At 70.5% G+C, this 25629-nt stretch carries 23 protein-coding genes and 1 pseudogene; 10 read left to right on the top strand and 14 right to left on the bottom strand.

Annotated features, from left to right (window positions below):
* From ACH4EW_RS31450 to ACH4EW_RS31395, 12 genes are all read right to left on the bottom strand, one after another.
* Nucleotides 1–1559, bottom strand: a 1559-nt coding sequence (locus ACH4EW_RS31450) for a condensation domain-containing protein (protein ID WP_398262813.1), incomplete at its 3' end; no start/stop codon positions are given.
* Nucleotides 1556–3058: a hypothetical protein gene (locus ACH4EW_RS31445; RefSeq protein WP_398262811.1), complete on the bottom strand. Its 1503-nt coding sequence runs from the start codon at nt 3056–3058 to the stop codon at nt 1556–1558. The genes ACH4EW_RS31445 and ACH4EW_RS31450, both read right to left, overlap by 4 nt.
* 70 nt (nt 3059–3128) lie before the next feature.
* Entirely contained in the window at nt 3129–4130 is a 1002-nt protein-coding gene (sbnB, locus tag ACH4EW_RS31440) for a 2,3-diaminopropionate biosynthesis protein SbnB (RefSeq protein WP_398262809.1), read from the bottom strand.
* A gap of 41 nt (nt 4131–4171) precedes the next feature.
* A complete protein-coding gene (sbnA, locus tag ACH4EW_RS31435; protein WP_398262807.1) occupies nt 4172–5194 on the bottom strand; it encodes a 2,3-diaminopropionate biosynthesis protein SbnA in 1023 nt (340 codons plus the stop codon).
* Entirely contained in the window at nt 5191–6915 is a 1725-nt protein-coding gene (locus tag ACH4EW_RS31430) for an ATP-binding cassette domain-containing protein (protein WP_398262805.1), read from the bottom strand. Before ACH4EW_RS31430 ends, sbnA begins: the two co-directional genes overlap by 4 nt.
* On the bottom strand, nt 6912–8645 hold the full coding sequence (locus ACH4EW_RS31425) for an ABC transporter ATP-binding protein (RefSeq protein ID WP_398262803.1): 1734 nt from the start codon (nt 8643–8645) through the stop codon (nt 6912–6914). Before ACH4EW_RS31425 ends, ACH4EW_RS31430 begins: the two co-directional genes overlap by 4 nt.
* A 68-nt stretch (nt 8646–8713) precedes the next feature.
* Entirely contained in the window at nt 8714–9496 is a 783-nt protein-coding gene (locus ACH4EW_RS31420) for a thioesterase II family protein (protein WP_398262801.1), read from the bottom strand.
* Between the two features lie 116 nt (nt 9497–9612).
* Nucleotides 9613–12789 (bottom strand): AMP-binding protein, encoded by a 3177-nt coding sequence (locus ACH4EW_RS31415; RefSeq protein ID WP_398262799.1) that lies wholly within the window; start codon nt 12787–12789, stop codon nt 9613–9615.
* Nucleotides 12790–12916: 127 nt separating this feature from the next.
* On the bottom strand, nt 12917–14155 hold the full coding sequence (locus ACH4EW_RS31410) for a cytochrome P450 (protein ID WP_398262797.1): 1239 nt from the start codon (nt 14153–14155) through the stop codon (nt 12917–12919).
* Nucleotides 14152–15927: a non-ribosomal peptide synthetase gene (locus ACH4EW_RS31405; protein ID WP_398262795.1), complete on the bottom strand. Its 1776-nt coding sequence runs from the start codon at nt 15925–15927 to the stop codon at nt 14152–14154. The genes ACH4EW_RS31410 and ACH4EW_RS31405 overlap by 4 nt, the downstream gene beginning before the upstream one ends.
* 163 nt (nt 15928–16090) lie before the next feature.
* A complete protein-coding gene (locus tag ACH4EW_RS31400) occupies nt 16091–16255 on the bottom strand; it encodes a hypothetical protein (protein WP_398262793.1) in 165 nt (54 codons plus the stop codon).
* Nucleotides 16256–16362: 107 nt separating this feature from the next.
* The gene (locus ACH4EW_RS31395) at nt 16363–16725 is read right to left on the bottom strand and encodes a hypothetical protein (RefSeq protein WP_398262791.1); all 363 of its coding nucleotides are present in this window, start codon (nt 16723–16725) and stop codon (nt 16363–16365) included.
* Nucleotides 16726–16911: 186 nt separating this feature from the next.
* Here ACH4EW_RS31395 and ACH4EW_RS31390 point away from each other — a divergent pair, with 186 nt between their 5' ends.
* The 4 genes and pseudogenes from ACH4EW_RS31390 (at nt 16912) to tpg (ending at nt 20272) form a co-directional block, all read left to right on the top strand.
* On the top strand, nt 16912–17913 hold the full coding sequence (locus tag ACH4EW_RS31390; RefSeq protein ID WP_398262789.1) for a LuxR C-terminal-related transcriptional regulator: 1002 nt from the start codon (nt 16912–16914) through the stop codon (nt 17911–17913).
* Nucleotides 17914–18095: 182 nt separating this feature from the next.
* Nucleotides 18096–19268 (top strand): annotated as a pseudogene (gene tap / locus ACH4EW_RS31385) (telomere-associated protein Tap); the annotation flags it as partial.
* Nucleotides 19269–19348: 80 nt separating this feature from the next.
* The gene (locus ACH4EW_RS31380; RefSeq protein ID WP_398262787.1) at nt 19349–19711 is read left to right on the top strand and encodes a hypothetical protein; all 363 of its coding nucleotides are present in this window, start codon (nt 19349–19351) and stop codon (nt 19709–19711) included.
* Between the two features lie 3 nt (nt 19712–19714).
* The gene (tpg, locus tag ACH4EW_RS31375; protein WP_398262785.1) at nt 19715–20272 is read left to right on the top strand and encodes a telomere-protecting terminal protein Tpg; all 558 of its coding nucleotides are present in this window, start codon (nt 19715–19717) and stop codon (nt 20270–20272) included.
* Nucleotides 20273–20375: 103 nt separating this feature from the next.
* Here the strand turns inward: tpg and ACH4EW_RS31370 are convergent, their stop codons facing one another.
* Nucleotides 20376–20711, bottom strand: a complete 336-nt coding sequence (locus tag ACH4EW_RS31370; RefSeq protein ID WP_398262783.1) for a lysine transporter LysE — start codon at nt 20709–20711, stop codon at nt 20376–20378.
* 373 nt (nt 20712–21084) lie between these two features.
* Between ACH4EW_RS31370 and ACH4EW_RS31365 the strand changes: the two genes are divergently transcribed.
* The 5 genes from ACH4EW_RS31365 to ACH4EW_RS31345 all read left to right on the top strand — a co-directional run bounded on the left by ACH4EW_RS31365 (nt 21085) and on the right by ACH4EW_RS31345 (nt 23959).
* Nucleotides 21085–21477 carry a hypothetical protein gene (locus ACH4EW_RS31365; protein WP_398262781.1) on the top strand — a complete coding sequence of 131 codons (393 nt, stop codon included), beginning with the start codon at nt 21085–21087 and terminating at the stop codon, nt 21475–21477.
* Nucleotides 21478–21554: 77 nt separating this feature from the next.
* A complete protein-coding gene (locus tag ACH4EW_RS31360) occupies nt 21555–22151 on the top strand; it encodes a GNAT family N-acetyltransferase (RefSeq protein WP_398262779.1) in 597 nt (198 codons plus the stop codon).
* 12 nt (nt 22152–22163) lie between these two features.
* Nucleotides 22164–22583 (top strand): hypothetical protein, encoded by a 420-nt coding sequence (locus ACH4EW_RS31355; RefSeq protein WP_398262777.1) that lies wholly within the window; start codon nt 22164–22166, stop codon nt 22581–22583.
* Nucleotides 22584–22671: 88 nt separating this feature from the next.
* On the top strand, nt 22672–22812 hold the full coding sequence (locus ACH4EW_RS31350; protein ID WP_398262775.1) for a hypothetical protein: 141 nt from the start codon (nt 22672–22674) through the stop codon (nt 22810–22812).
* A gap of 595 nt (nt 22813–23407) precedes the next feature.
* Nucleotides 23408–23959: a carboxymuconolactone decarboxylase family protein gene (locus ACH4EW_RS31345; protein ID WP_398262773.1), complete on the top strand. Its 552-nt coding sequence runs from the start codon at nt 23408–23410 to the stop codon at nt 23957–23959.
* Here ACH4EW_RS31345 and ACH4EW_RS31340 read toward each other — a convergent pair.
* Nucleotides 23853–24887 (bottom strand): acyl-CoA dehydrogenase family protein, encoded by a 1035-nt coding sequence (locus tag ACH4EW_RS31340; RefSeq protein WP_398262771.1) that lies wholly within the window; start codon nt 24885–24887, stop codon nt 23853–23855. The genes ACH4EW_RS31345 and ACH4EW_RS31340 overlap by 107 nt on opposite strands.
* Before the next feature lie 539 nt (nt 24888–25426).
* Between ACH4EW_RS31340 and ACH4EW_RS31335 the strand changes: the two genes are divergently transcribed.
* On the top strand, nt 25427–25629 hold a 203-nt coding region (locus tag ACH4EW_RS31335; protein WP_398262769.1), incomplete at its 3' end, for a transposase.

Raw genomic sequence — 25629 nt, 5'->3', positions numbered from 1 at the left:
GACCCCTCCTCGTCCACGGTCGCCACCGCCTCCGGCGTCCGTACGACCTGCTCCTCGAACAGCTGCGTCACCGTCGAGTCCAGGTCGTAGGCAACCTCCGTCCGGTTGAAGCCGTGCACCACCTGCTCACGCTCACCGGGCGTGAGCAGCCCGAACGACTCCACCGCCCGGTCCGGGCCAGCCACCACCTCCTCGAGCAGCACCCCGAAGTGGTCCAGCATCCGCTCGACGCGATCGGCACCGAACAACTCCGTCGAGTACTCCACCGACGCCCGAAGACCGGCCGATGTCTCCTCGAAGAAGAACGTCAGGTCCATCTTGCTGTGACCGTTGGTGGCGCCCAGGCTCTCGACGCGCAGGCCGTCCGGGGTTGCCGACGGGCGTCCCCAGGCATTGCCGACCAGGATCATCACGTCGAACAGGGGATTGCGGTTGGTGTCCGTCACCAAACCCGCGTCCCGCACCACCCGGTCGAACGGGTACTCGTGATGCCGCAACCCGTCCTGCAGAGTTCCCTGAACGGTCCGCAGCAGCTCCCGGAAGGCGGCGCCCTCACACACTTCGTCCCGCAGGCCGATGCTGTTGATGTAGCAGCCGATCTGCTCGTACAGCTCCGGCACCGACCGTGTCGCCGCCGACGTACCCAGTACGACGTCCCGCTGCCCCGTGTAACGCAGCAACAGCACCCGCAGCACCGCCGACAACCCGCCGAACAGCGTCGCCCGCTCCTCCCTGCACAGCCCCTTCAGCCCACGCAGCACATCGGAGCGGAACGTCCTGGTCGTGGTCTCGCCGCGGTACGTGCGCACGGCGGGACGCGGACGGTCGGTGGGCAGGTCCAGCGGCTCCGGGCCCTCACCAAAGCGCTCCCGCCAGTAGACGCGGGAGGCGTCGTACTCGCCGCTGTCGAGCAGGGCCTGCTGCCAGACCGCGTAGTCCTTGTACTGGAGCTGTGGGGCCTCGATCGCCGGCACCCCACCGGACGAGAAGGCCTGATAGGCCGCCATCACCTGGTCGATGAGAACCGTCAACGACCAGCCGTCCACCGCGATGTGGTGCGCCACGACCACCAGCACATGCTCATCGGCGCTCTCCCGCACCAACAGCACGCGCAACAACCGACCCGCCGAAAGATCGAACTCCCGGCCGACGAACTCCTCCACCACACCGGTCACCCCACCGTCGCCACCGCCGGCGACACGCAACGACCAGTCCAACTCCACACCCGGCACCACACGCTGACGCGGCACACCGTCCACCACACCGAACGCCGTCCGCAGCGACTCATGCCGCCGCAGCAGATCCTCGAAAGCCCGACGCAACACCACCCCGTCCAGCACACCGCTCAACCGGTACACACCCGGCACCGCATACGCCCCGTGCGAACCACCCCCCTGCGTCGTCAACCACATCGCCAACTGACCCGACGACAGCGGATACCACTCCGCAGCGGGAGCGCATCCGATCTCGTACGGGCTCAGCCCGCTGTCCACGCTCACAGCGTCCTCGCTCCTGGGGTCGGTGGTCGGTTCGGTGTCGGTGGGGGAGGCTGTGCTCATCGCGCGGGCTCCTCGACTCGCAGGCCGGCCAGGTCGGCCCGGGCGATCACGACGTCTCCGGAGTCGGTGCGGCAGACCATCTCCAGGGCCGCATACCGCTCCCAGCCAGGCAGTGCCTCGCGCACGAGCGGCACCACGCGGCGCAGGAAGTGGGTCGCGGGATAGATCCGGCCCGGGTTGTCGTCGTGCTCCGGACGGTCGGCGGGCTTCGCCGCCATGTCCTCAATGGCCGTCTCGCGGACCACCTTCGCGTACTGCGACCAGCGCACGAGGGTGCTGGTCCCCTCCGCGTGCAACAGGTGGAACAGGCGCTGCGGCTCCCGGCTGTCGTCGGCGGACCGGACGACGATGTCCTCGGTGCACTCCTCGTCGACCCAGGCCCGCTGCCAGGCCCGGTGGCGTCCCCGCGCGGCGCGCACCGCTCGGGCGTGCAGTTCGGCCCGGGGCGGCAGCGGCATCCGGTCGGCCGACCGCGTTCCGTTGGAGTACATGGGCACGCTGGTGAAGGGCCACTGCTCGGACTCGGTCACCAGGACGTACACCAGGGCGGCGGCGAAGAGCCAGCCCACGGCGGCCAGAACGGTGGCTCCCGCCCCCTCCGGCGCCGCCGCGGCGACCGGGGCGTCACCGGTGACCAGGGAGACGAGCCAGGGCCAGTCGAGCAGCAGCAGGTAGCACCACATCTGCACCCAGTAGGCGGGCATCATCACGCACAGGATGCCGAGGTGCAGACAGACCCAGCCCAGGATCAGCGGCATCCGCAGCTCGGAGCTGAAGATCGCGGCGATGGAGCCCAGTTCCAGGAGCAGTGTGCCCCAGGCCGCCAGACGGCACAGCGCGGGGCTGGCGGTCATCTGCCGGGACAGCCACGGCCAGCGGGCCACGGGCGCCGACTGCTCCAGGTAGAAGCGCAGGGCGGAGCCGTCCCGCCACCCGCGCCAGCCGTAGCGGACCTTCGCCACGCCGCCCGCGAACATCGTGTACGCGAGCATCACCAGCAGCAGCGCGGGCGCGAACCCGGAGGTGAGCACCGAGTCCTCGGAGACCAGCTGTGGCCAGGCCGTGTGCCGGGCGAGCAGACCGTCGAGCGAGAAGTCGTACGACACGGAGAAGCTCATGCACAGCAGCGCGTAGAGCGCCGAATGGGTGGAGTGGTTGGCGCCGAGGGCACCGGAGTTGACGGCGTGCAGGAAGGCGAAGCCGAGGAAGGTGAGGGCTCCGGTGACGGGCTGGAGGAACCCGACGGCGGCGGCCACCCACACCACGACCGTCAGTCGGGCGACGAGGCGGAGCACCGGCGGCCGGACCCAGCGAATGCCGAGCAGCCGCAGAGCGCCGGGAGACGTGTAGAACACCGGCTCGGTCTTCTCGATGATCCTGGCCGAGGACAGGGGGGACGGCTGGTCGACGAGGCAGATGACCAGAAGTCCCGCGTAGAAGACAGTCCGGAGAACTCCTGGGATCGATGGCATTTCGTCCAGCCACCAGTTCGTGATCATGTGTAGGTCCATCCGTGGGCGAAATCCGGCAGAGGGGTCCGCGGGGGCCGCGACCGGCGGCCGACCGCCGTTACCAGCGGCGGGTCTCGGCGAAGAAGTCCGCCACCTCGACCGCCGTGCCCGCCCGGCGGGCGCGGCCGAGGACGTGGGCACCCACGGCGAGGTCGAGCACGCCGAGTCCGAACGGGGAGAAGACGACGGGCCGGTCGGTGCCGGGCGACACCGCGCCCTCGATCACGTCGGCGAGGGTCCCGGTCACGAAGTCCCGTCCTCCGGTGGCCTGTTCGGCCAGGTGCGGGGATGTGTTGGCCTTCATGCAGTGCTCGACGTCATCGAGGATGTTGGCGGCTTGGAGGATCACGTCGGGCGCCAGGTCGCGCAGCGAGATGTTGAGCACCAGTTGGCCGGGCTTGAACGGGGTGTGCACATAGGGGACCGCTGCGGTCGTGGTGAACACGACGGTGTCCGCCGCCAGTGCGCTGTCCAGGGAGGAGGTGAACGCGGCCGGCGTGTCCAGGGTTTCCCGGATGTGCCCGGCGAGGGCCCGGCTGGAGTCCTCGTGCAGGTCGTGGACCAGGTAGCTGTCGGGGCGTACGCCGGCGGCGCGCAGGTAGTCACAGACGTTCCGCGCGATGATGCCCGCGCCGATGACGGAGACCGTGGTGCGCTGGTAACCGCTGGGCCGCAGCGTGGTGGCGGCGACCGCGGCGGACGCGGCGGTGCGCGCGGAGCTGATGGTCGCGGCCTCCAGGCAGGCCACGGGGGAGCCGGTCTCGTAGTCGTTGAGGACGAGGACGGCGGAGGCCCGGGGGCGGCCGTGCGTGGTGTTGGCCGGGAAGCTGGAGATCCACTTGATGCCGGCGAGCTGGACGTCGGCGCCGAGGAAGGCGGGGAGGGCGATGATCCGGGCGTCCGGCTTCTCCGGGAACCGCAGGAAATAGCTGTCCGGGTTGACCGTCTCGCCGGCGCGGTGCTGCACATAGGTGCGGCGTACGAGCTCGATGACGGTGGCCCGGTCCTCCTGGAGGATCTCGTGGACGGCCGGTCCGGGGACCATGGTGAAGTCGAACATGGTGGTTTCGGTTCCTTCGCTGGGAGTCGGGAGCACGACGCTCAACCGGCCTGCGGCACGGGGGCGGTGGTACGGACGAGGTGCACGGGCCCGAGGGGGTGCGGCGGCCGCACGGGGCGCAGCGCCTCGGGGCCGAAGTTCGCCAGCACCCAGGAGTCGTCGTAGATGGTGGAGAGGTAGCGGTCGCCCATGTCGGGCGAGATGCACACCGAGCGCAGGCTCCGCCCGGAGTCGTACCGCTCCAGCCATTGCAGGGCGCCGGCGACGACGGTGCCGGTGGACCCGCCGAAGAGCAGACCACGTCCGGCGAGTGTGCGGCACAGCCGGATCGTGTCCAGCTCCGCCACCTGGATGCGGTCGTCGAAGGCCCCGGCGTCGAACATGGGCGGCATGACGCTGGCCCCGAGGCCCGGGATGAGCCGGGTCCCGGCCGGCCGGCCGAAGGTGACCGAGCCGACGGCGTCGACGGCGACAAGCCGGGCGCGGCTGCCGTTGTCGCGGAAGTAGCGGGCGCAGCCCATGGCGGTGCCGCTGGTGCCGACGCCGACGAACAGCACGTCCACGTCGGGCATGTACTTGAGGATCGCCGGGGCCGTGCCCTCGTAGTGGGCAACCCAGTTGGCGGGGTTGCTGTACTGGTTGAGCCAGAGGTACCGGTCGTCCTCGGCGCACAGGCGGCGCACCCGGTCCAGGCGGGCCTTGAGGAAGCCGCCCCGGGGGTCGGGCTCGTCCACGACCAGCAGCTCGGTGCCCAGGGCCCGCATGGTCGCGGCCGTGGTCGCGTTGCACCGCGCGTCGGTGACACAGACGAAGCGCAGCCCTTTGTGTGCGGCGATGACGCTCAGCGCCACACCGAGGTTGCCGGAGGAGGACTCGACGAGGACGGAGTCCTCCCGCAGGAGCCGGCTCCGTTCGGCTGCGGCGACCATGGCCGCGGCTGCCCGCAGCTTGATCGAGCCGCCGAGGTTCAGCCCCTCGACCTTCATATGGAGGGCGTGGCCGAACAGCGGCGCCAGGTCGACGAAGAGTTCGGAGCCGGTCAGCTCCTGCACACCGGCGCTCACAGCGCCGCCTCCTGCCGCGCTCCGGTGCCTGCGGTGGACACGTCGGCCCTGGCGCCGGCCGTGACCGTGACCACCGTGTCGGCGATGGCCAGCAGGTCCGGGTTGTGCGAGACGACGATCCAGGCGCCGGGCCACTTCTTCGGCAGGGTCTGCCAGATCGACCTGGCGGTGGCACCGTCCAGCGAGGAGTCGCAGTCGTCGACGACGTACAAGTCCGCGGGGCGGCACAGCATGCGGGCGAGCGCCAGGCGCTGGCGCTGGCCGCCGGACAGGCGGCTGGCCGCTCCGGAGTCGAGCCGGGTGTCGAGTCCGTCCGGCAGCTCGGAGGAGCCGGGCCGCAGATGTACGGCGGCCATGACATCCGCGAGGCGGTCGTCGGTGATGTCGTCGTCGCCGAGCAGCAGGTTCTCCCGCACGGTGCCCGGCACGAACCTGGACTGCTGCCGGGCGTGGGCGACGCGCGGCGCGCTCAGCCGGTTCAGGTCCCCGGTCACGTCGGCGCCGTTCCAGGACACGCGGCCCTGTACGCCGGGCTGGAGGCCCAGCAGGCCCCGGACGAGCATGCTCTTGCCCGACCCGATGTCACCGGTGAGGGCGACGAGCCGACCGGGCGCGACCTCGAAGTCCACCGGCTCGGGTGCCGTCACCCCGTCGGGTGCGGTGCAGGTCAGGCCGGACGCGGTGAGCAGGCGCAGCGGCTCCCCGGCGTCGGCCGGCTCACGGACGGCCGGGAGCTGCCCCGCTTCGGCCGGCTCCGTCAGCTCGGCGAGGCGGCCGTAGGAGACCTTGCCGCTCTGGTAGCGGGCGATGATCTTCCCGAAGAAGTACATCTGCTGGCCCAGCCAGCCCGCGTACGTCAGGAACAGCACCAGCTTGCCGACGGAGAAGGTGCCCTCGGCGATGCGTACGCTGACCGTGAACAGCACGACGGCCGTGCCCACCATGACGAGGTTGCGGAAGAGATCCGACAGCAGATCGAGGTAGACCTGGTGGCGCAGCTGCACGGCGCGCCGCCAGGCGAACCGCCGCTCCAGCGCCTGGAACCTCCCGTCGATCGTGTGTGACAGCCGCAGGTCGCGGATGCCGGTCAGGACGTCGGCGATCTCGGACCCGACCAGGCCCTGGCGTGCGCGGGTCTCGGCCTGCAACTCGGCCACCCGGTTCTTCAGAGCGATGGAACCCCACAGTCCGCCCAGCAGGAGCAGCAGCGGAATGGTCATGACCAGGTCGCTGACCGCCAGCACGGTCACCGCGATGACGAGCAGCACCGAGCGGTAGATGAGGTCGGTCGTCCACTCCAGCAGTCCGCCGATCTCGTCGCTGTCGTCGCGCAGCCGGCTGACGGCCTCGGCGTTCTCGCGCACGGTGGCGCGGGCGGACGGGCGGCGCAGCAGCCGCCGCAGGACATGGACCTTGATCCAGGCGCTGGTGCGGAAGATGAGGGAGAAGGTGAGCTGGAGCCCGGCCCACAGCACCACCGCCCGCAGGGCCATCAGCGTGATGGCCGCCGCCAGCAGCCACCAGACGCCGCTGCCCTCCAGGGGCCCGCCGGCCCGGTCCAGCATGCTGGAGATGACCCAGCCGGCCAGCAGCGGTATCCCGTAGATCGCGCTCCAGGCCGCCATGGCGGCGAAGTACAGGGCCTTCAGCCTGGTTCCGCACTGATGCAGGAACCGGCCGAACGGTACGGTGCCGAGCTGGGCACCTCGATCGGTGGTCAACGGACTGTCCCTCCCGCGAGCGCGGCGGGGTCACCGGCCGCGCTGCCCTTGTCACTGGCGTCGGTGATCTCCTTGACGCGGCCGGCCTCCATGGCCATGACACGGTCCACGCCGCGCAGCGCGCCGGTGCGGTGCTCGACCATGACGACCGTGCAGCCCTGCATTGCGGTCCTCAGCAGCCCCGCCCAGATCCGCTCGGTCTCCGGGTCGAACCGGGACGCCGCCTCGTCGACGATCAGCAGGCTGTACGGGCGGATCAGCACCCGGGCGACGGCCAGGATCTGCATCTCGCCGTCCGAGAGCCCGCGTTCCCCGGCCCCGATCCGGGTCTCCAGTCCGTCGGGGAGAGCGCGTACCCAGTCGGCCGCGTCGAGTTGTTCCAGTACCTCCCACACCCGTTCCGCGGTGACCGAGGCGTCGAAGAGGGAGATGTTCTCCCGCACGGTGGCGCGGAAGATGTGGGCGCGCTGGCTGAGCACGGCGACCCGTTCGGCGAACCGGTCGGGGGTGAGGCCGGCGACCTCCACCCCGCCGACGAGGACCCGGCCGCGGTCCGGCCGGGCGAGCCCGCACAGGAGGTTCACGACCGTGCTCTTGCCCGCGCCGGTGGGCCCGACGATGCCGAGGCTGCCGCCCGGCGGGACCGTGAACGACACGTCCTTGAGCACGGGGGCGTCGGCGTAGCCGAAGGAGACGTTCTCGAAGGCGACCTCCAGCGGGCCTTTGGGAAGCCTCGCCGCCTCGTCCCGGGGTGCGGCGGGGCGCTCCCCGGCGAGGCCGCGGGCTGCGGTCTTCAACACGGCTGTCATCTGCTGGAGTTGGCCGAACTGCGAGGACATCTCCTCCAGCGGTCGCTGGAGGAGGTCCACGTACAGGTAGATCATGGTGAGTGTGCCGACGGAGATGGTGCCCAGCTCCAGCTGCCGCAGTCCGAAGCCGAATCCGAGGCCGAAGGCGAGCGCGAAGCACAGCTGGGTGACCGGCCAGAACGCGCGTCCGCTGATGTAGGCGCGCCCCTCGGTGCGCAGCAGCCCGTCGAGGCCGGATCGGGTGTGGTCCGCCGCCCAGTCCGTGCGGCGCATCAGCAGCAGTTCGTCGCGTGCGGCCAGTGTGTCGCCGACGAAACCGAAGAGGCCGGCCTGCTGCTGACGGGCCTTCTCCCAGCGGCGTACGGAACCCCGGGCCATGCGCGTCAGCAGGTAGCACACGGCGACCACGAGGACCGAGATGGCCAGGCCCGCCACCGGTATCACGAGGGACATCGCGACGATCGTGCCGACCGCGAGCGCGATGTTGCTCAGCAGGCGGAAACCGGACTCGGAGATGGCCTTGCCGACGATGTCGGCGTTCCCGTCGACCTGCTCCAGCGTCTCACCGACCTGGCGGCTTTCCACGTCCAGTACCGGGCGCTCGACCGCGGCTTGGTGAAGGAGCCGGGCCCGGAGCCGGTCGGCGATGCGCCAGCCCGCCTGCACGGCGAGGAAACTTGCCCCGATCCGGGCGGCTCCGGCGACGACTGCGACGGCCAGGTAGATGCCGGCCACCTCCATGAGGACCGACTGAGCGCTGCCCGCGGAGGCCTCGTTGACGAAGCGCTGGACCAGCCAGGGTCCGGCCAAGGTGGCCAGGACGCTGGCCATGAGGACGAGCAGGGCTCCGGCCGCGACAGGGCGGACCGGGCGTGACTCCCGCCACAGCAGGCGAAGGGCCGAGGCGCGCGGCTCACTCATTGAAGGGTGCTCCTGACTGAAGAACCTGACGGAAGAAGTGGACATGAGTGCTCTTGGGGCGGCGGGACTCAGCCCACGAGGCGACTGAGGAGGAGTTCGACGACGGCCGCCCGCTGACGCGGCGCGGAGAGGTAGAAGTGCCCGCCGGGGAAGACACGGAGTTCGTGCCGGCCCGTGGTGTGGTCGGCCCATGCGGCGGCCTGCGCCCGGTCCACCCGCGGGTCACTGTCCCCGGTCAGTGTGGTGACGGGGCAGGTCAGGCGGGGCCGGGGCCGGTGCCGGTAGCTCTCCACCGCCCGGTAGTCGGCGCGCAGCGACGGCAGGATCAGCCTCAGGAGTTCGGGGTGGGTGAGCACTTCGCCGTCGGTGCCGTCCATGGCCCGCAGCTCGGTGACGAGTGCCGCGTCGTCCTGGGTGTGCAGGTGCTCCAGGTCGTTCGGGCAGGAGGCGGCGCGGCGGCCGGAGAGGAACAGCTCGCGCACGGGCGTACCGAGCTCCTGGAGTCGGCATGCGACCTCATAGGCCACGAGGGCGCCCATACTGTGCCCGAACAGGGCCAGCGGGCGGTCGCCCGGGCCGTCCTCGGAGTCGGCCAGAGCCTGAACGACGTGGTCGGCGAGTCGTCCGATGTCGGCAACCAGCGGTTCCTGGAGGCGTTCCTGCCGTCCGGGGTACTGGACGGCGAGGACGTCGAGGGACCCGGCGAGGGCTTCGGAGAAGGGGAAGTAGTAGCTGGCCGATCCGCCCGCGTGCGGCAGGAGGAGGAGCCTGGCGGGGGCGTGCCGGGGGACGGTGTGGAAGCGCCGCAGCCAGCGCGAGGCGGTTGCACGGTTGAGGGATGTACTCGTCAAGGAATGGACCTTCCAGGGAACGCCGGGACGCGGGTGCGTCTGGGGTGCGGCGTGTGAAGCGGGCACGGCCGGCGCCGCGGTGCGGCTGACCGGATCTGCGGCCGGTGTGCTGCGGGTCAGTCGACGGGCCGCCCCGCGGCGATCCGCGTCAGCGCCGCACGCAGCGCGATCTCGAGCCGGCCGATGCGTGCCGCGTCGACCCCGTCCTCCCGCCACAGCACGACCAGTTGCCATGACCCGTCGGACGCCGGGAAGGCCTCCAGCATCAGTTCGATTGCGGTGCGCGGCGGTCGCACGCGTACCGGCTCCACCGTCACCTCGTTTCCGAGGGCACCGCGATGCGGTTCGGCCTGCAGCACGACGAACGTCTGGAACCAGGGGTGTCGGTCGCGGTCGGGTCCCAGCTCCCGCACCAGTTCGTCGAAGGGCGTCCGGGCGTGCGCCAGACCGGCGACCACCCGGTCGGCGGCCTGGCCGACGATCGCGGCGGCGTCCTGGGCGGGTTCCGCGGCGAGCCGGACCACGAAGGGGTTGACGAAGTAGCCGATCACCGTCTCGATGGCCGGGTCGAAGCGGCCCGCCGTGACCGAGCCGAGCGCCAGGTCCGCGGAGCCGAACGTCTGCGCGAGGGCGTGTGCGGCGGCCGCGAGCAGCGCGGCGAGGGCCGGTCCGCCGTGCCGGGCGGCAGCCCGCGTCAGTGCGCCGACGGTCTCGGTGTCGACCGTCAGGACGGTCTCCAGGCGGCGGGCCTCGCCCCGGCCCGTGGGGGCGGGCAGGAAGGGCTTCGGGGCCGGTTCCAGCTCGTCGCGCCAGAAGGGGAGGTCCTCCTTCGTCCAGTCGGCCAGCCGGGTAGCCTCCCACGCGCTGTAGTGGCCGGGCGTGAGTCGTCCCGAGGGCCGCCGGGGCGGATGTCCGGCCACCCTGGCCCGGTAGGCCTCCCGCAGGTCGGCGAGGAGGACCGACTCCGACCAGCCGTCGAAGGCGATGTGGTGGAGCTGGAGGCACAGCAGGTGGCGGTCCGCGCCTATACGGCACAGCCGCACGCGCAGCGGGACATCGTTCTCCAGCTGGAAGGGCCGTTCCCACCAGTCGGCCGTCACCGTCTCCGCGAGCTCCTGGAGGGTGAGGTCCTCCGTGCCGGCGGGAAGGTCGCTGATCTCCAGGGCGACGCCCGCCTCCTCGGGCGGCAGGATCCGCTGGACGGGTTCCTCACCGAGCCAGGGGTAGGTGGTCCGCAGCGCCGGGTGGAACCGGACCGTGTCGTCGAGCGCTTCGGCGAGCCGCTCGGGATCGAGCGGGCCGGTGAGCGCGTACGCGAGAACGATGAGGTTGTCGGCCGCGCCGGGGGAGCTCATCTCCGCGAGCCAGAAGCGCTGTTGGGCATGGGTGAGGGGTGCGGTGCCGGGCTCCGGGTCGGTCTCGGCGAGGGGCGGGGGAAGCTGTTCGGCGGGTGCGAGGGCGCCGGCCGCGCAGTGGGCCCGGACCGCTTCGACCGAGCGCAGCCGGTAGAGGTCGGAGGCGCCCAGCCCGGTGCCGAGGCGTCGGCCGAGGCGGGCTGCCAGCCGGATGACGTCGAGGGAGGTCGCACCGGCCAGCACGAAGTCGTCGTCGGCGCCGAGCGCGGGGAGCCCCAGGAGTCCGCGTACCTCGGCCAGCAGCGGGTCGGCGCCCCGCTGCTCGGCCGGGGTCCCGGCGGTGGCCGCGGTGGCCTCCTCGGCTCCGTGGGCCTGCCGGACCAGCCGGGTGACCGCGGCACGGTCGGTCTTGCCGGTGGGGCTCAGCGGAAGCCGGTCGAGGTGGTGGAGCAGGGCCGGGATCATGGCGTCCAGCAGGTGGCGTGCGGCGAACGCGCGCAGTTCTTCCGCGTCCACGGGCTGTCCGTCGGCGGTGGTGTACGCAGCCGCCAGCACGGCGCGGCCCGGGGCCGGCTCGACCCGCAGGGCGCACACCGTCGTGATCGCCGAGTGCGACTCGAGCACGGACTCGACCTCGCCCGCCTCGACGCGTACCCCGCGGACCTTGAACTGGTGGTCGGTGCGGCCTCGGTACCACAGCAGGCCCGCCGCGTCGCGGACCGCGAGATCGCCGGTGCGGTAGTAGCGCGTGCCGTCGGCGTGGAAGAAGCGCCGTTCGGTCTCCTCCGGATTGCCGGCGTAGCCGAGTGCCACACCGTCGCCGCCCACGGCCAGCTCGCCCTCGCAGGCGCCGTTCTCCCCGGCGGGTGCGGGCAGTTCGTCGGGGCCGAGCAGCACGACCGTGGTGCGCGGCAGCGGTGTGCCGATGGGGATCTCTGGGCTGTCCTCCGCCACGTCCTGCGGCCGGATGACGTGTTGGGCGGCGAAGATCGTCGCCTCCGCCGGCCCGTAGCCGTTGACCATGTGCAGGCCGGGGAAGCTGTGCAGAACCCGCCGGGCGGCCGCGACGGACACCCGCTCGCCGCCCACCAGCAGCAGGCGCAGCCCGCCGAACAGGTCGAGGCGCTCCTCGGCCAGCACGCTGAACAGGGAACTGGTCAGCCACAGGCTGTTGACGCCCAGGCCGACAGCCCGCTCCAGCTGGTCGGCGTCGAGGGAGTGCCGACCGGGCTCCAGCAGTACGCTGCGGCCGCCGTTGAGCAGCGGAGCCCACAGTTCCAGGGAGAAGCCGTCCCAGGGGAGAGGAGCCGCCTGGAGGAAGACGGTGTCCTCGTCCAGCGGAAGGGCGGGGCAGTTGACCAGCGTGCGCAGGGTGCCCCGGTGCGGAGACAGGACTCCCTTGGGTTTGCCCGTGGACCCCGAGGTGTAGAACACGCTGGCCGTGCGGCTGCCGTCGGTCTCCAGCGCCGGCGCCTTTGCCGGGTCGCCCGCGAGCAGGGCGGCGAAGGGAATCACCGGGATCCCCCCGGCCTCCGCTGCCTGCTCGGCGGGGCCTGGCACCGAAGTGATGAACAGGTCCGTCCCGCTGCTGCGGACGGCGTCGAGAACCCGGTTCACAGGCCACTTCGGGTCGAGCGCCATGTAGGCCGCGCCCGCGCGGAGCACGCCCAGCAGGGCGGTGACCAGCTGCGGCGACCGTGCCATCCGGACAGCGACCTGCCCTCCCGCCATGACACCGTGCTCGCGCAGGGCGGCGGCGACGGCGTCCGCCCGCCGCGTCAGCTCCCCCCAGGTGAGCGTGCGGCCACCCTGCTGCACGGCGATGGCGAAGGGTCGCGTCCGGGCGTGGTGGGCGACCACGCGCTCGATGCGCTCACCGTGGACGTAAGGGCCCGGATCGGGAGCCTGATCAGGAGAAGACAGGACCGAGGAAGGCATGGATATGTCACCAGTTCTCGACGGGAGGGGCCTCGACGGCACGGGTACGGGAGCTGCACGGAAGGGGGGAGGGCGCCGGTCGCGCAACGGGAGAGCTGCCCGGCGGCCGTGCGGGACGCGGTGCGCGTCAGACGACTTCGACGGGAAGCCGAGTGATGCCGAGGATGAAGTTGGACCGCAGCCTGCGCACCGGGCCGACGGGACGGAAGCGCAGCCCCTCCTCGGCGAACCGCGCGAAGAGCAGGCTCAGTTCGGCCTGGGCGACGGGGGCGCCGATGCACCGGTGCAGTCCGGCCCCGTACGACAGGTGCCGATTGGGCGAGCGCGCGATGTCGAAGAGGTGTCCGTCGGCGAAGACGCTCTCGTCCCGGTTGGCGGAGTAGTTCCACAGGGTGACCGAGTCACCTCGCCGGAAGGTCACGGCACCACGTTCGGTATCGCGTTCCACGACGCGCTGCACGTAGGCGTTGGTCGAGCTCCACCGGAGCATCTCCTCGACGGCCGTGCTGACGACCTCCGGCCTGCCGAGCAGCCGCTCGTACTGATCCGGATGGTCCATCAGGGCCACCAGGCCGGTGCAGGCCGTGTAGGAGGAGGTCTCGTTGCCGCCGACGGCGACGTTCATGCAGTTGTAGAAGATCTCCTCCTCGGTCAGCCTGCGGCCGTTGACCTCGGCCTTCAGCAGGGTGCTGACGAGGTCCTCGCCGGGGCTGCGGCGGCGCTCGGCGAGAACGTCCGCGAAGAACTCGAACACCTCCGCCTGCAGCCAGGCCAGCCGCAGCCGCTCGTCGCCGCCGATGTCGACGAAGACCTCGTCGCGGTAGCCGACCATGCGCCGGGTCACCCCGATGAGTTCATGGGCGTCCTGGTGGCCGATGCCCATGATCTCCATCAGGGCGCCGGCCGGCAGCTCGGTGGCGATGTCGGTCGCGAAGTCGCAGCCGCCGTCCCGGCGGGCCTGCTCCAGCGCCCGGTCCAGGAGGCCCTCCACCCGCGCCGCGACGCGCTTGGCGGAGCCTGCGGTCATCGCCGGGTGGATCACCTGCTTGAGCATCCGATGCCGCGGCAGATCGGTGGAGACCAGCATCTTCCCCGCCGAGGTGTCCGCCTTGCTGCGGAACGAGCCGCCCACGATGGCGCCGCGGGCGGAGCTGAACGCCTCGTGGTTGCGGTACGCCCACATGACGTCGTCGTACCGGGTCAGCGCCCAGAAACGGCTGCCGTCGGCTCCCTCGTTCCAGTGGATCGGGGACTCGGCACGCAGGCGGGTGAAGGCTGCCGTGTGCGCGCCGCTGACGAACATGTCGACATCGGTGAGATCGATGGGGGCCGTGGCCGCCTCGGCGTGCGGCGCGGGCGCGGTCATCGGGCGTCCGTCTTCGCCAGGGTCGCGTCGACGACGTCCGCCAGGTCCTTCAGAACGGGGTTGTCCAGCAGGTCCGGGAACGCCAGCCGGGCGCCCAGCTCACGGTTGATCCGGTGGTGCATGCGGAAGGCCTGCAGCGAGTGGCCGCCCAGACCGAAAAAGTCCTCGTCCCTTCCCACGCGCTCCACTCTGAGCAGTTCCTCCCAGAGCCCGGCCAGGTAGCGCTCGGTCTTGCCGCACGGCTCCGCGTACCCGGCCGCCCGGTCCTGGTGCTGCGCGAGCACCTCGCGCAGGGCGTCCATGTCGCGCTTGCCGTGGGCCGTCGCCGGGATCTCGTCCTGCGCGATGAACTGGCTGGGCACCATGAAGTCGGGCAGGTCCTGCTCGGCACGAGCGCGTAGCTCCTTGATGCTCAGGGAGCCGTCGATGACGACGAAGGCCACCAGCCGACGGTCGTTGCCCTCGCCGTCGGGCAGCACCACGGCCTCCTGGACCTCGGGGTAGCGGCGCAGACCACGCTCCACCTCGCCGGGCTCGACACGATAGCCGCGGATCTTCACCTGGTTGTCGGCCCGGCCGACGAAGAGGAGGACGCCATCCTCCCGCTCCCGGGCCAGGTCGCCGGTGCGGTACATCCGCAGGGTCGTACCGTCCTCGGCGGGCACGGAGAGGAAGCGTTCGGCCGTGAGTTCGTCGCGATCCTGATAGCCGCGGGCCACGCCGGGACCGGCCACGAACAGTTCGCCGGCCTCCCCCGGCGCCACCGGCCGCAGTTGCGCGTCGAGAACCCGGACGGTGGCATCGGCCACCGCGCGGCCGATCGGGACAACGTCGGACTCGGCGTCCTCCCGCGTCACCAGGTGTGCGGTGCAGGCCGTGGTGATCTCGGCCGGCCCGTAGAAGTTGTAGAGCCTGCCGGCGAACCGGCCGCCGAGCAGTGCCCGGCACGCCGACGGCAGGAGCACGTCCCCACCCGCGCCCAGCACGCGCAGCGATGCGAAGGCGTCCCGGTCCTCCCGCACGACGTGGTTGACCACCATGGTGGGGACGAGCATCGCGGTGACGCCGTATCTCTTCATCTGCCGCTGGAAGTCCGCGGCGAGGAGGTCCGGAACGGACGGCAGCACGACCATCTGCGCACCGGCCGCCAGCGTGTTCCACATCTCGAAGTGGAAGGCGTCGAACGACACGCTCGAGACCTGACCAGTGCGATCCTCCGGCGACAGCGCGGGCATGCCGGCGTTGACGGCGAAGGACACCAGGTTGCGGTGTTCCAGCACGATGGCCTTGGGCTCGCCCAAGGAGCCGGAGGTGAACAGCACGCTGGCCGCGTTCTCCGGAGTGACGACGCCGTCCGCGGCGCGGCCGTCGAACTCGGACCGGTCATCGATGGAGATGATCTTCGCGCTGAGCGACGCGAGCCTGCCCTCCCATCCCGACGCGGTGAGGACGACCTTGGCGCCGCTCCGGCTCAGCATGAGGTCCCGGCGCGCGTCCGGATAGCGGGTGTCCACGGCGACGTAGGCGGCACCGGCCTTCAGGATGCCGAGCACGGCGACACAGAGCTCGACCGAGCGGCTCACGTACAGGCCGACCCGGTCCTCCGCACCCACTCCGTGGCTGCGCAGCAGCGCGCTCACGGCGTCGGAGTGGCGGTCCAGCTCCTCATAGGTGAGGGTCCGGCTGCCGTCGGCGACGGCCGGGCGTTCGGGGAAGAGCCGCACCGAGCGGCTGAAGAGCTCGGTGAGTGTGCCGAGGTTGGTGGTGGTCACTGCTTCCTTCCGGGGTTATCCGCTGTGGTGCCCGCTCGGGCTGAGGGGCGCTGGTGGACAGCGCGCGCCGCAAGGGCACTGCGCCTGGACGGGGTACGGCCGCCGCGGGCCTCGGAGGCCAGCCGTGACCGGTGTACGGGAAGGGAGGGTCGGTCCCAGCCCGTCAGTCCCAGCCGGTGGTGGACGTCCCGTCGAGTGAGGCGGTGGCCACGGTCGCGGACGAGTCGACGCCGTGCGTCGTGAAGACGGCGGCACCGGGAACCGGCAGCGCGACGAGCGAGAGGATCACACCGCGCTTGCGGGTGGCCGGAACAGTGTTCGGGGACATGGCAGAGCTCTCCCAAGGGAAGCGGTGGACGGATGATGCGAACCGCCCCTCGAAGTGGGGGGCTTGCGTGCTGATGCCATCAGTCTGTCCACCGCCCCGAGCGCCGCCTAGGCCTCACCGCTGGCCTGATCCGTCCTTCGCACATTCCGGCCAGGCTCCTGCGCGGACTGCAGCATCTGGTCGAACACCGCGGGCACGAGGGTGCACGAGACGCTGCGAATGCGGCCGTGGCGTAACCTCGCCTCGGCCTCCAGCACCCGCCGGGCGACCGCGTACGCCGCCTTCTCGGACGCGACGGCGGACGGGGCGCCGATCCAGAAGCCCACGGTGAGCAGGTCGTCGCCCTCGGGATGAACGCTCAGGTGCTCCACCATGTCCGCGGCTGTGGCATGGGAGAGGAAGACCTCCCTGAGCTCGTGGTCCTGGGCTTCCAAGCCTGCGAGCAGAATTCGTACGTGTACCAGATACATGGACCCCACCTTGACCCTGCTTGCCGGAGGACCAACAGGGGCCGCTCCAGGCCTTTTTGTGCCAGGGCATGAACCGGCCGAGCAGGGCCGGAGGTGTAACCTTCAAGGTCAACATCTCAGCGAGACGACCGAGCCATGATTGGAGGCTGCCCGGGGCGTCCCGCCCGACAGAGGAGGGAACCATCGGTGCTGGAAGAGCTGGGATTGGACGCGGTGTGCGAGAGCGTGTACCGGACAGTCCTCGCCCACCCTCAGTCCGATCTGGCGGGGCTGTGCGAGAGACTCGGGCTGGCTGAGCCGAGAATGCGCCAGGCGCTGGACCAGCTCAGCAACCTGGCTCTGGTCCGGCCGACCCTCGACGAGCCGCGCCGCTTCCGCGCCATCGACCCGGAAGTCGGCATCCAGGCGGTCATTTCTCGCCGCCAGGAGCGGTTGGCGATCGAGCAGCAGCGCATCGAGCGAATCCGGCTCGCGGCCGCCCAGTTGTCGGCGGACTTCATTTCCGCCCGCCTCGGCAACCGGATCCAGGGTATCGAGCACCTCGAAAGCATCGAGGAAATCAGGGAGCGCATCGGGCAGTTGGTACGCAATGTCTCCAGCGATGTCATGACCCTGGCGCCCGGAGGTGCGCAGAGCCGCCTGTGCCTGGAGGCCGCCAAACCCCAGGACCGGGCCCTGCTGGAGCGCGGCGTGCGGATGCGGACGTTGTACCTGGACAGCATCCGCAACAGTCCCGCCACGCTGGAGTACGCGAAATGGCTGACGGACACAGGGGGCAAGGTGCGGACGGTTCCGTCCCTGCCCATCAGGCTGATGATCATGGATCGGCGTACGGCCATCGTCCCCATCGACGAGAACAACAGCGCCGCCGGAGCCGTGGTGCTCAAGGAGAGCGGAACCGTCACGGCGTTGTGCGCGCTGTTCGAGACCATCTGGGAAAACGCTTCGCCTCTGGTGGACACCCTGCAGCGGGAACGAGAGGGGCACAGCCTGACTCCCCAGGAGGAGGAGGCGCTTCGCTTGCTGGGCCAGGGGCTCACCGACGAGGCGGTGGCCAAGCGCCTCGGGGTCTCCCCCCGTACGGCCCGCCGCATGGCAGCGGATCTCCTGGAGGCGCTCGGCGCGCGCAGCCGCTTCCAGGCCGGCGCGCGGGCCGTGGCCAAGGGCTGGCTGACCGGCGAAGAGTAGGCGGGCGCATGCCCCAGTCTCCAGGTCGGGCGGCCCGGGCGTCCCACCCGACCTGAACGGCATTCTTCGGCCACGCTGCTGCCACCGTCTGGTCACCCGCAACGCCGACAACCACGAAACCCCAGGTCAAGCCCTGGTCAAGCCCCCTCGTTGCCCACCCAGCAGTGGGAGCAGGCGTACGCAGAGTGGCAGGCCTGGCAGGCCTGGCAGGTCTTGGCCGACTGGAGCTGATGACGGCGCTGCGCCCGCCGACGAAGCCGGAGCGCGATGAGGAGACCGGGAACTGGATCTCGGGCTACAACCCGGGCTCGCTGGGGACGGAGCCGATGGACCCGGCGCCGCCGGAGGCCACCCCGGAGCACCCCGTCGTGGTGAACTCCGGCTGGACCGGCGGGTTCCTGAACGAGGAGGCGTACCAGTGGGTGCGGTCGGTGGACACGCTCAGCGATGAGGAGTGCATGCTGCCCTTCGCGGTCGGCCTGGACCTCAACACGGCGTTCCTCGCCGCCGCGGCCCGCCTGGTCGTTGGCCTGTCCGCGCCGGACCACTTCCACGCCCCGAAGTTCAACCCGAAGATCCCCGGCTCCTGGCTGGTCGACCTCTCCCACATCGAGCTGGACCCGCGCCTGCCCTCACCGTTCACACCGGACGGCACCCGCCCGACCGGCACGGCCTGGTACCAGACGCACACCGTCGCCTACGCCCAGGAGCTCGGGCGCGACGTGCACCCGATCGAGGCGTACCTGCGGCGCGAGACCGGCGCGTACTTGGACCCGTGGCACGACCGGCTCAAGAACGCGTACGTCGACACCCTCGCCGACCTCGGCGTCACCCGGGACCTGGACGACCGCGCCTTCCTCGCCGCAATGGAGCGGCACAAGCAGGTCGACCCGGCCCTGGCGGCCGTGCTGTCCGCGATCAAGGCCACGGTGAAGGGCGGCGTCGGCAAGCTGCGCGAGCGTCCGCAGGGCAAGAGCTACAAGGCGGGGGAGCGGTGGCCGGCCCTTCAGCGGCCGACCTGGCGCCCGGATATCCGCGCCGCCGTCATCAGCAAGGCGCGGGTCAACATGCACCGCAAACTCAGCAACATGGCGAAGATGACCGGGCTGTTCCCGCTCGCCGTGCTGTCCGACTGCGTCGTCTACCCGAGCCCCGGCGACGGCCCGCTGGACTTCCTGCCGTACGCCGCGTCTGGCAAGCCGCAGCCCGGTGGATTCCGCCTCGGTCCCACGCCCGGCCTGGCGAAGCTGGAGGGCGTCCAGTCGATGCTGTGGGCGGTCGACTTGATGGAGAAGGGCCTCAACCCCGCCCGCCACATCAAGGGCGGCGACGCCGTACTCGACGAAGGCGAATAGGGCGAACCCCGACGCACCCTCCCGGAAGAATCACCGAAGGAGCCGCACCCGATGAGCACCACCGACACCGCCGTTCCACGGTGGCCGGCCCCCTCCACCCCGCCGTTCACGATCCGGCCCTCTCCGCGCAGGCGATGCGGGACATGCGCCTGACCTGGCGCGCCCGCGGTGTCCTCGCCGAACTCGCCACCGGCTACCTCCCGGGACAGGAACCCACGATCAGCGACCTGGCCTCTTTCACCCGCAATGAGCGTGGGGCCGCCGAGGGCCGCGACGCCTACCGCAAGGCGGTCGGCGAGCTGCGCGCTGTCGGCTACCTCACGCCCGACGCCACTACAGCCTCGGGTGTAGGCGAGCGCCTGGTCGTGGACCTCGCCCGGACCACCGGCGCCCGGCTGATCCGCAACTGCTACGGCCACAGCGCGCTCACGGACGGGAGCTGACCGGTGGGGGAGATCGAGGACGCGATTGAGCGCGCCGACCGGGAAGGCTTCACCCGGGAGCCGCCCAAGACCCTCCAGGGCCGCATCAACTTCCTGATGAAGCAGCTCAAGACGACCAAGGCCGTCGCGGCAGAGCTCGGGGTCAGCCAGCGGTCGGTGGAGCGATACCGCAAGGGCGAGCGCAAACACCCACCGAAGGACATCGCAGCGAAGATCGACAGCGCCGTCCGGGCCCGCTGGCAGCCGCTGGTGCGCAAGCGCCGCCAGCGCCAGGCCGCCGCCACGAAAGGCATCACGGTGGAGACCCGGGCCCGGTTCGGGTACACCGCGCCGGTCGGCACGACCGACGACGGACGCTTCCGCCGCCTCACCGTGCACCTCCCCGCGGAGTACGCCCGCCGCTTGTTCGACGCCCGCGATCAAGGTGCCAGCGAAAAGAACATGCGGGAGATCATCGCCGAGGGATTCAAAGAGGTGTATTTCCAGGACGGCGGCGGCCGGGCCATGGGACTGTCGGAAATGGAAATCAACGACATCGACTATTTGGATCTGGACTACTGAATAGGGGCGAAGGCATGACCACTGAAATTCCGCCCATGAGCCGAAGCACGATAGTTGTCACTTCGGCAGGTGGTTGTCACAAGGCCTTCGGAGTCGCACGAACTCACAGGCAAGCGCAGCCCGTGGCGTAGAACAACAAGAAGAAGGCAGTCATGGCGGTCAGAGTGAAGCCGGCCACCGTCAGGGCGGCGAAGCCCCGACGGTGGCCCTTCGTGGGGGCGCGGAAGATCTGCCAGGCGCCGTGGGCGAGAGAAAGGCTGAGCAGTCCGGCCGCCGCCAGGGTCAGACGCGGGCTGAAGGACCAGCTCAGGTAGGCGATCAGGGCCAGGCAAGCGAGCAGGGCACAGGCAAGCAGGCTGAGTATCGCCTCGGCGACGGCTTCCCCAACCGTCTCAATCAGGAACTCGCCGACGCGCTTCGCCGCCCTCCGGGCACCCACGGCGTCCCTCCATCCTCACGTACGACGCCCTCACGGGGCCCAGCATGAAGAGGACCCCTTCCAAGCGGAAACGGTTGCAGAGGTGCTCAAGAATGACCGGCTTCGGCGCACGGCCACAGCAGTGGTGCCCGCTGGGCAGGCGAGGTATCCCACGAAGGGAGGCAGCAAGTGACACCTACCGTGCTTCGGCTCGGCCCTCGACCGCGACAAAGGCCCGCTGCTCGACGCCGACCACGACGCCGTCCGTATCGCCGACGCGCTGCGCGGCAGCCCGCACATCGCCTTCGTTGCCCTGGTCGAGCCCGGCGACGAGGACGAGACGGTCTGGCTTCGCGATGCCGACGGTACCGGCTACGAACTGTCCCTGACCACCGTGGAGCCGGTCCCCGCCGCTGAGTGGGTGGCCTACGGCTGGGACGCCGTTGCCGCCGCGATCGGCAACCACCCGCACTTCGTCCGTGCGGCACTCACCAGCGAACGGGCCTTCGGCACAGACCGGCTCGACGCCATCACCGCACTCACCCGTACCGGCAACGAGTACACCCTGACGCTGGCCGGTGCCCCTCGCCCCGGCTGCAGGAAGGAGCCGGCCTCCCCGGCCGCCGACCTCGTTTCCGTCGCGGACCAGGTCCTCATCAGCGACCCGAGCGACTCGGAGCGCGCGACGGCCGAACTCCTCAACTACGCGGCGGCCACCTGGGACAAGCAGGACCTGCCGCTGCGCCAGCACGCCCAGGCCGTCGCCCGTGCCCGGCGCACCCGGTAGGAGGAGATCGCCCCAGGTCCGCATTCACAGCCACCCGGCGCGCGTACCGTGAGGTGACGACCCGCCGGGAGGACCAGATGAGCGCGCAGCCCGACCACGCACTCGTCACTCCGCACGCCCCCGCACCCGGGGCGCCGGCTGAACTGCTCGCCCAGCTGCGCCCGATAAGGACCGAACGGCTCGTGCTCCGCGAGTCCGAGGCCCGAGACCGTGCGGCGTTCATCGAGCTGTTTGCGTCGCCGGAGGTGGGCACCTACATCGGTGGCCCGCGACCACGTGATGAGCTCGAACGCGCGGTGCCTGAGGTGCCCGGCCGACGTCCCGGCCTTTTCGTGATCGATCTCGACGGGTCGGTGATCGGCATGATCACGCTCGACCGGCGCGACGCAGTGCGTTCGGTTCGCGTCCGTCCGGATGGTGGGGAGGCTGAGCTCGGTTACCTCTTCCTGCCGGAGGCGTGGGGATGCGGGTACGCCGCCGAGGCGTGCACAGCGGCACTCGACTGGTTCGCCGACGCGCTTCCCGGCGAGCCGGTGGTGCTCACCACCCAGACCGCCAACAACCGCGCGATGCGCCTCGCGGCGAAGCTGGGGTTCGCCGAGGTGGAGCGGTTCGAGGAGTACGGCGCCGAGCAGTGGTTCGGCGTGTGGTACTCGGTCACGCCGTCCAGTTGAGCTGACCGTCAAGTGCGCCGGGCCGCCGCCAGCGACGGGCACTTGCGCGCACTTGCTGTTCCCCGATACCTGCAGAACCTCATCGCCATCAAGACCGGCGGACCTGTCGGTGTCACCCTCCTCAACCCTGAAGATCACCCCCGGCTGTACGAGCAGGTCACGGATCTCACCTCGGCCGTGCTGACAGCTCTCGGACACACGGACGGTGTATTCCACCTGGAAGCATTCGACCAAGGCCACCGTCTGGTGTTCAGCGAATGCGCCGACCGCGTCAGCGGCGGCCTGGTGGGGGAAATGCCGGTGCGGAAACTGGGTCTGGACCTCACTGCCGAATGGGCCCACGCCCTTGTCCAGGCGAAACCCAAGATCCCGGCCGAGCCACAAGATGATCTCTACTACGGCTGTGCGAACCTCGCCGCCCCCGCTGGATAGATCGTATCGATGCCCACCACAGCAGACGTAATCCGCCGAGATCTTGTGGTCGAGGCCGCCGTCAGTCGAACTCGGTCCCGGCCTCACCGTGCCGGATCAGACCACCGCATCAAACCTGCGCGCAGGACGGTTCATCGCGAGGGCCGACAGCGAGAAAGCGGTCGAGGGCGCCGTGTACGACACCCTCACCTGGTTCGCCGGTCATACCACCGTCAAAGAGAAGGAGTAGAGGTTTCCGTGCCCAGCAACACCACCACGGCGGCGGTCGTCATCCTGTTTCGTGGCACCAAGGATCGGCATCTTGAAGTCCTCACCCAGGCCGTCCAAGCCGTCAACGACAGCCAGCTGATGCCTGTCTGCGTCGCGCCCGAGAACCCCTTCATCTTCATCCCGGACGAACTGGGAGCAGAGCGAGCCTTCTACCGCCCAGCCAGCCGCGACAGTCTGACCGCCGCAGTTCAGCATCACATCAGCCTCGCGCGCGGGAGGGCTTCTTCCGGCGTGCTCCTTTCGGGGGCCGGTTCGCGGACGCCCGCGCCCTGCCGAACGGCTCGGGGGCATACCCGTGTTGTGCGCGGCGCCGGCCGTCACGGCCCTCGCCGAACAGGCTCTGCTGCTCAGGGGCTTGATCGCAGAAAGCCCGATCGTCCTGTCCTCGCGGCCGTTCGGAGGTCCGGCCACGACACCGGAGAGTTCGCGAGGCCCGGCGGGCAGTTGCCACCGACGGCCCGGGTCATTAGCTTCCTGGCATCACGAGGCCCCGTCGTTCCGCGGCCACGCCGCCCTCGTCGGCCGTCTGTACCCCTTCTCCCGGAGGAAGAGCCATGCCCCATATAGCACTGGACAACGACCTTCCCGGAATCAGCGGCCTGATGGCCCACCGTCCCGACACCGGCGGACCGCTGGGCGTCCTCGCGAACGCTCTGCTGAGGGCGCCGTCCTCGCTGGCCCCGGGAGAGCGTGAGCTGATCGCGGCGTACGTCTCGCGGCTCAACGGCACCGAGTTCTGCGCCTCCTCGCACGGGGCGTTCGCCGCCGCGCAGCTGGCGGGAGGCCAGGAGCTGGTCGGGGCCGTCCTGGCCGACCCCGGCACCGCACCGGTCAGCGGCCGGCTGCGTGCGCTGCTGAGCGTGGCGGCCGAGATCCAGAGCGCCGCCCGTCCGGTCTCCGACAAAGCGATCGCGTCGGCGCGCGCCGAGGGCGCGGACGACACGGATCTGCACGACACCGTTCTGATCGCCGCGGCGTTCTGCATGTACAACCGCTACGTCAGCGGCCTCGCCACCGAGCTGCCCGAGGACGACGCGTATTACGAGCACGCCGCCCGGCGGATCGCGGCCGACGGCTACCGGGGCGGGATCGTTCAGGGCGACTGACATGCCCCACCCAGGAAGGGACCTGCGCGGTGAGGCAGTGGGCGTGGAACTCCGCCTCGTCGATCCTGGTCGCCGCGTCCGCGACCTGGAGGTGCGTCAGCGCGGCATCGCTCTGCCGCTCGTAGGAGGTGTAGGTGATCTTCCGCTCGGGCAGCCGCTCGAGGAACGCGTCCATGGCGCCCTTGGCCATCCCGACGACGGGGCCCACCGACGAAGGAGCGGCGACCGGCAGCAGCGGGGCCCGGTAGATCGACTGGCCCGCGTTGGCCTGGGAGGCGGACTGGCCCTGGAGCACCGCGCCCAGCGGCAGCACCCGCTCCTGCGGGACGAACACCCCCTCGGCGACCGTGGTGACGCTGCCCGTGCCCTTCAGCCCCGCCGTGTACCAGTCGTCGATGACGGTCAGGTCCTCCATCGGCACGAGCGTCATGACGGGCATGGGCTCGCTGTCCGCACGGATCAGGACCGCGACGATCAGCTGCCAGTGGGCGTGCAGGGCCCCGGTGATGAACCCCCACCGCCCGTCGACCACGATGCCGCCGTCCGCCGGGGCGGCCGTCGTCGTCGGGCTCAGGGTCCCGCAGATCCGTACGTCGGGGGTGGAGAAGACCTCCACCTGCGCCCCGTCGGGGAACAGCCCCGCCATCCAGGTCGGGATCCAGTACACGGACGCCGTCCATGCGGCGGAGCCGTCGGCCCGGCCGAGCTCCACCGCCACCTCGTACAGGGTGCGGGTGTCGGACTGGTGACCGCCGTACTGAGCGGGCGCCCGCATGCGGAAGAGTCCGGCGTCGGTCAGGACCTGGATGGACTTGTCATGGATCCGCCGGTTCTCCTCCGACCAGTCGGCGTGCTCGCGCAGCGTGGAGGCCGACTCCGTCGCGTTGCGGACCAGTTGTTCTCGTGTCGTCGTCTGAGCCGTCAGCACCGTGTCCTCCTTCTCGGGTGAAGAGATCCGGATGAAGCGCTTCGAGCATGGCAACGGGGCCCGCACCCCCACATTTTCAGGATTGCGTAGTGGCACTTCCGACCGTGCCGGGCTCCGACTTGCCAGCCGTCTCGTCGGCCGTGCCGTCGGGCTGCTGTTCACTCTTTGCGCTGGGGCGTACGTGCCGCGGCACCACGACGGAGAGCACGGCGAAGGCGACCATGGCGACGGCGGCCGAGACGGCGACGATGTGCAGCCCGCCGGTGAAAGCCTCACGGGCGACGGACAGCAGGTCCCCCCCATTACCTTCTTGATCAGCCCCGCAATGGGGTTCCCGGCCTCTGGGACGGCATGACTGTTCCCCCCTGTAGTTCGCATGATCTGGGGGGTGGTGTCACCGCTCCCGGAGGCACTGGTAGACCGCTGATTAGGGGCATGACCACCGACTCCTTCGGGAAGTTGGGAGGCTCTTCGTAATGTGGATGCCGGCAGCTGGTGCCGCAGGTAGGCCGGGGACGTACGACCGGAGAGTGCACGTGATCGACACCAGTGACATCGGCGTCTTCCTCGGCCTGGACGTCGGCAAGGGCGAACACCACGCCACCGCGCTGACCCGCGCCGGGAAGAAAGCCCTCGACAAGCGGCTACCCAATAGCGAACCCAAGCTCCGCGAGGTGTTCGCCAAGCTGATCGCGAAGCACGGCACCGTACTCGTCGTCGTCGACCAGCCCGCCTCGATCGG

This window comes from Streptomyces sp. NPDC018000, from assembly GCF_044328025.1.
In the GTDB taxonomy this organism is placed as follows: domain Bacteria; phylum Actinomycetota; class Actinomycetes; order Streptomycetales; family Streptomycetaceae; genus Streptomyces.
Note: the sequence above shows the minus strand (reverse complement) of the source record. Positions and strands in the feature narration are given on the sequence as shown.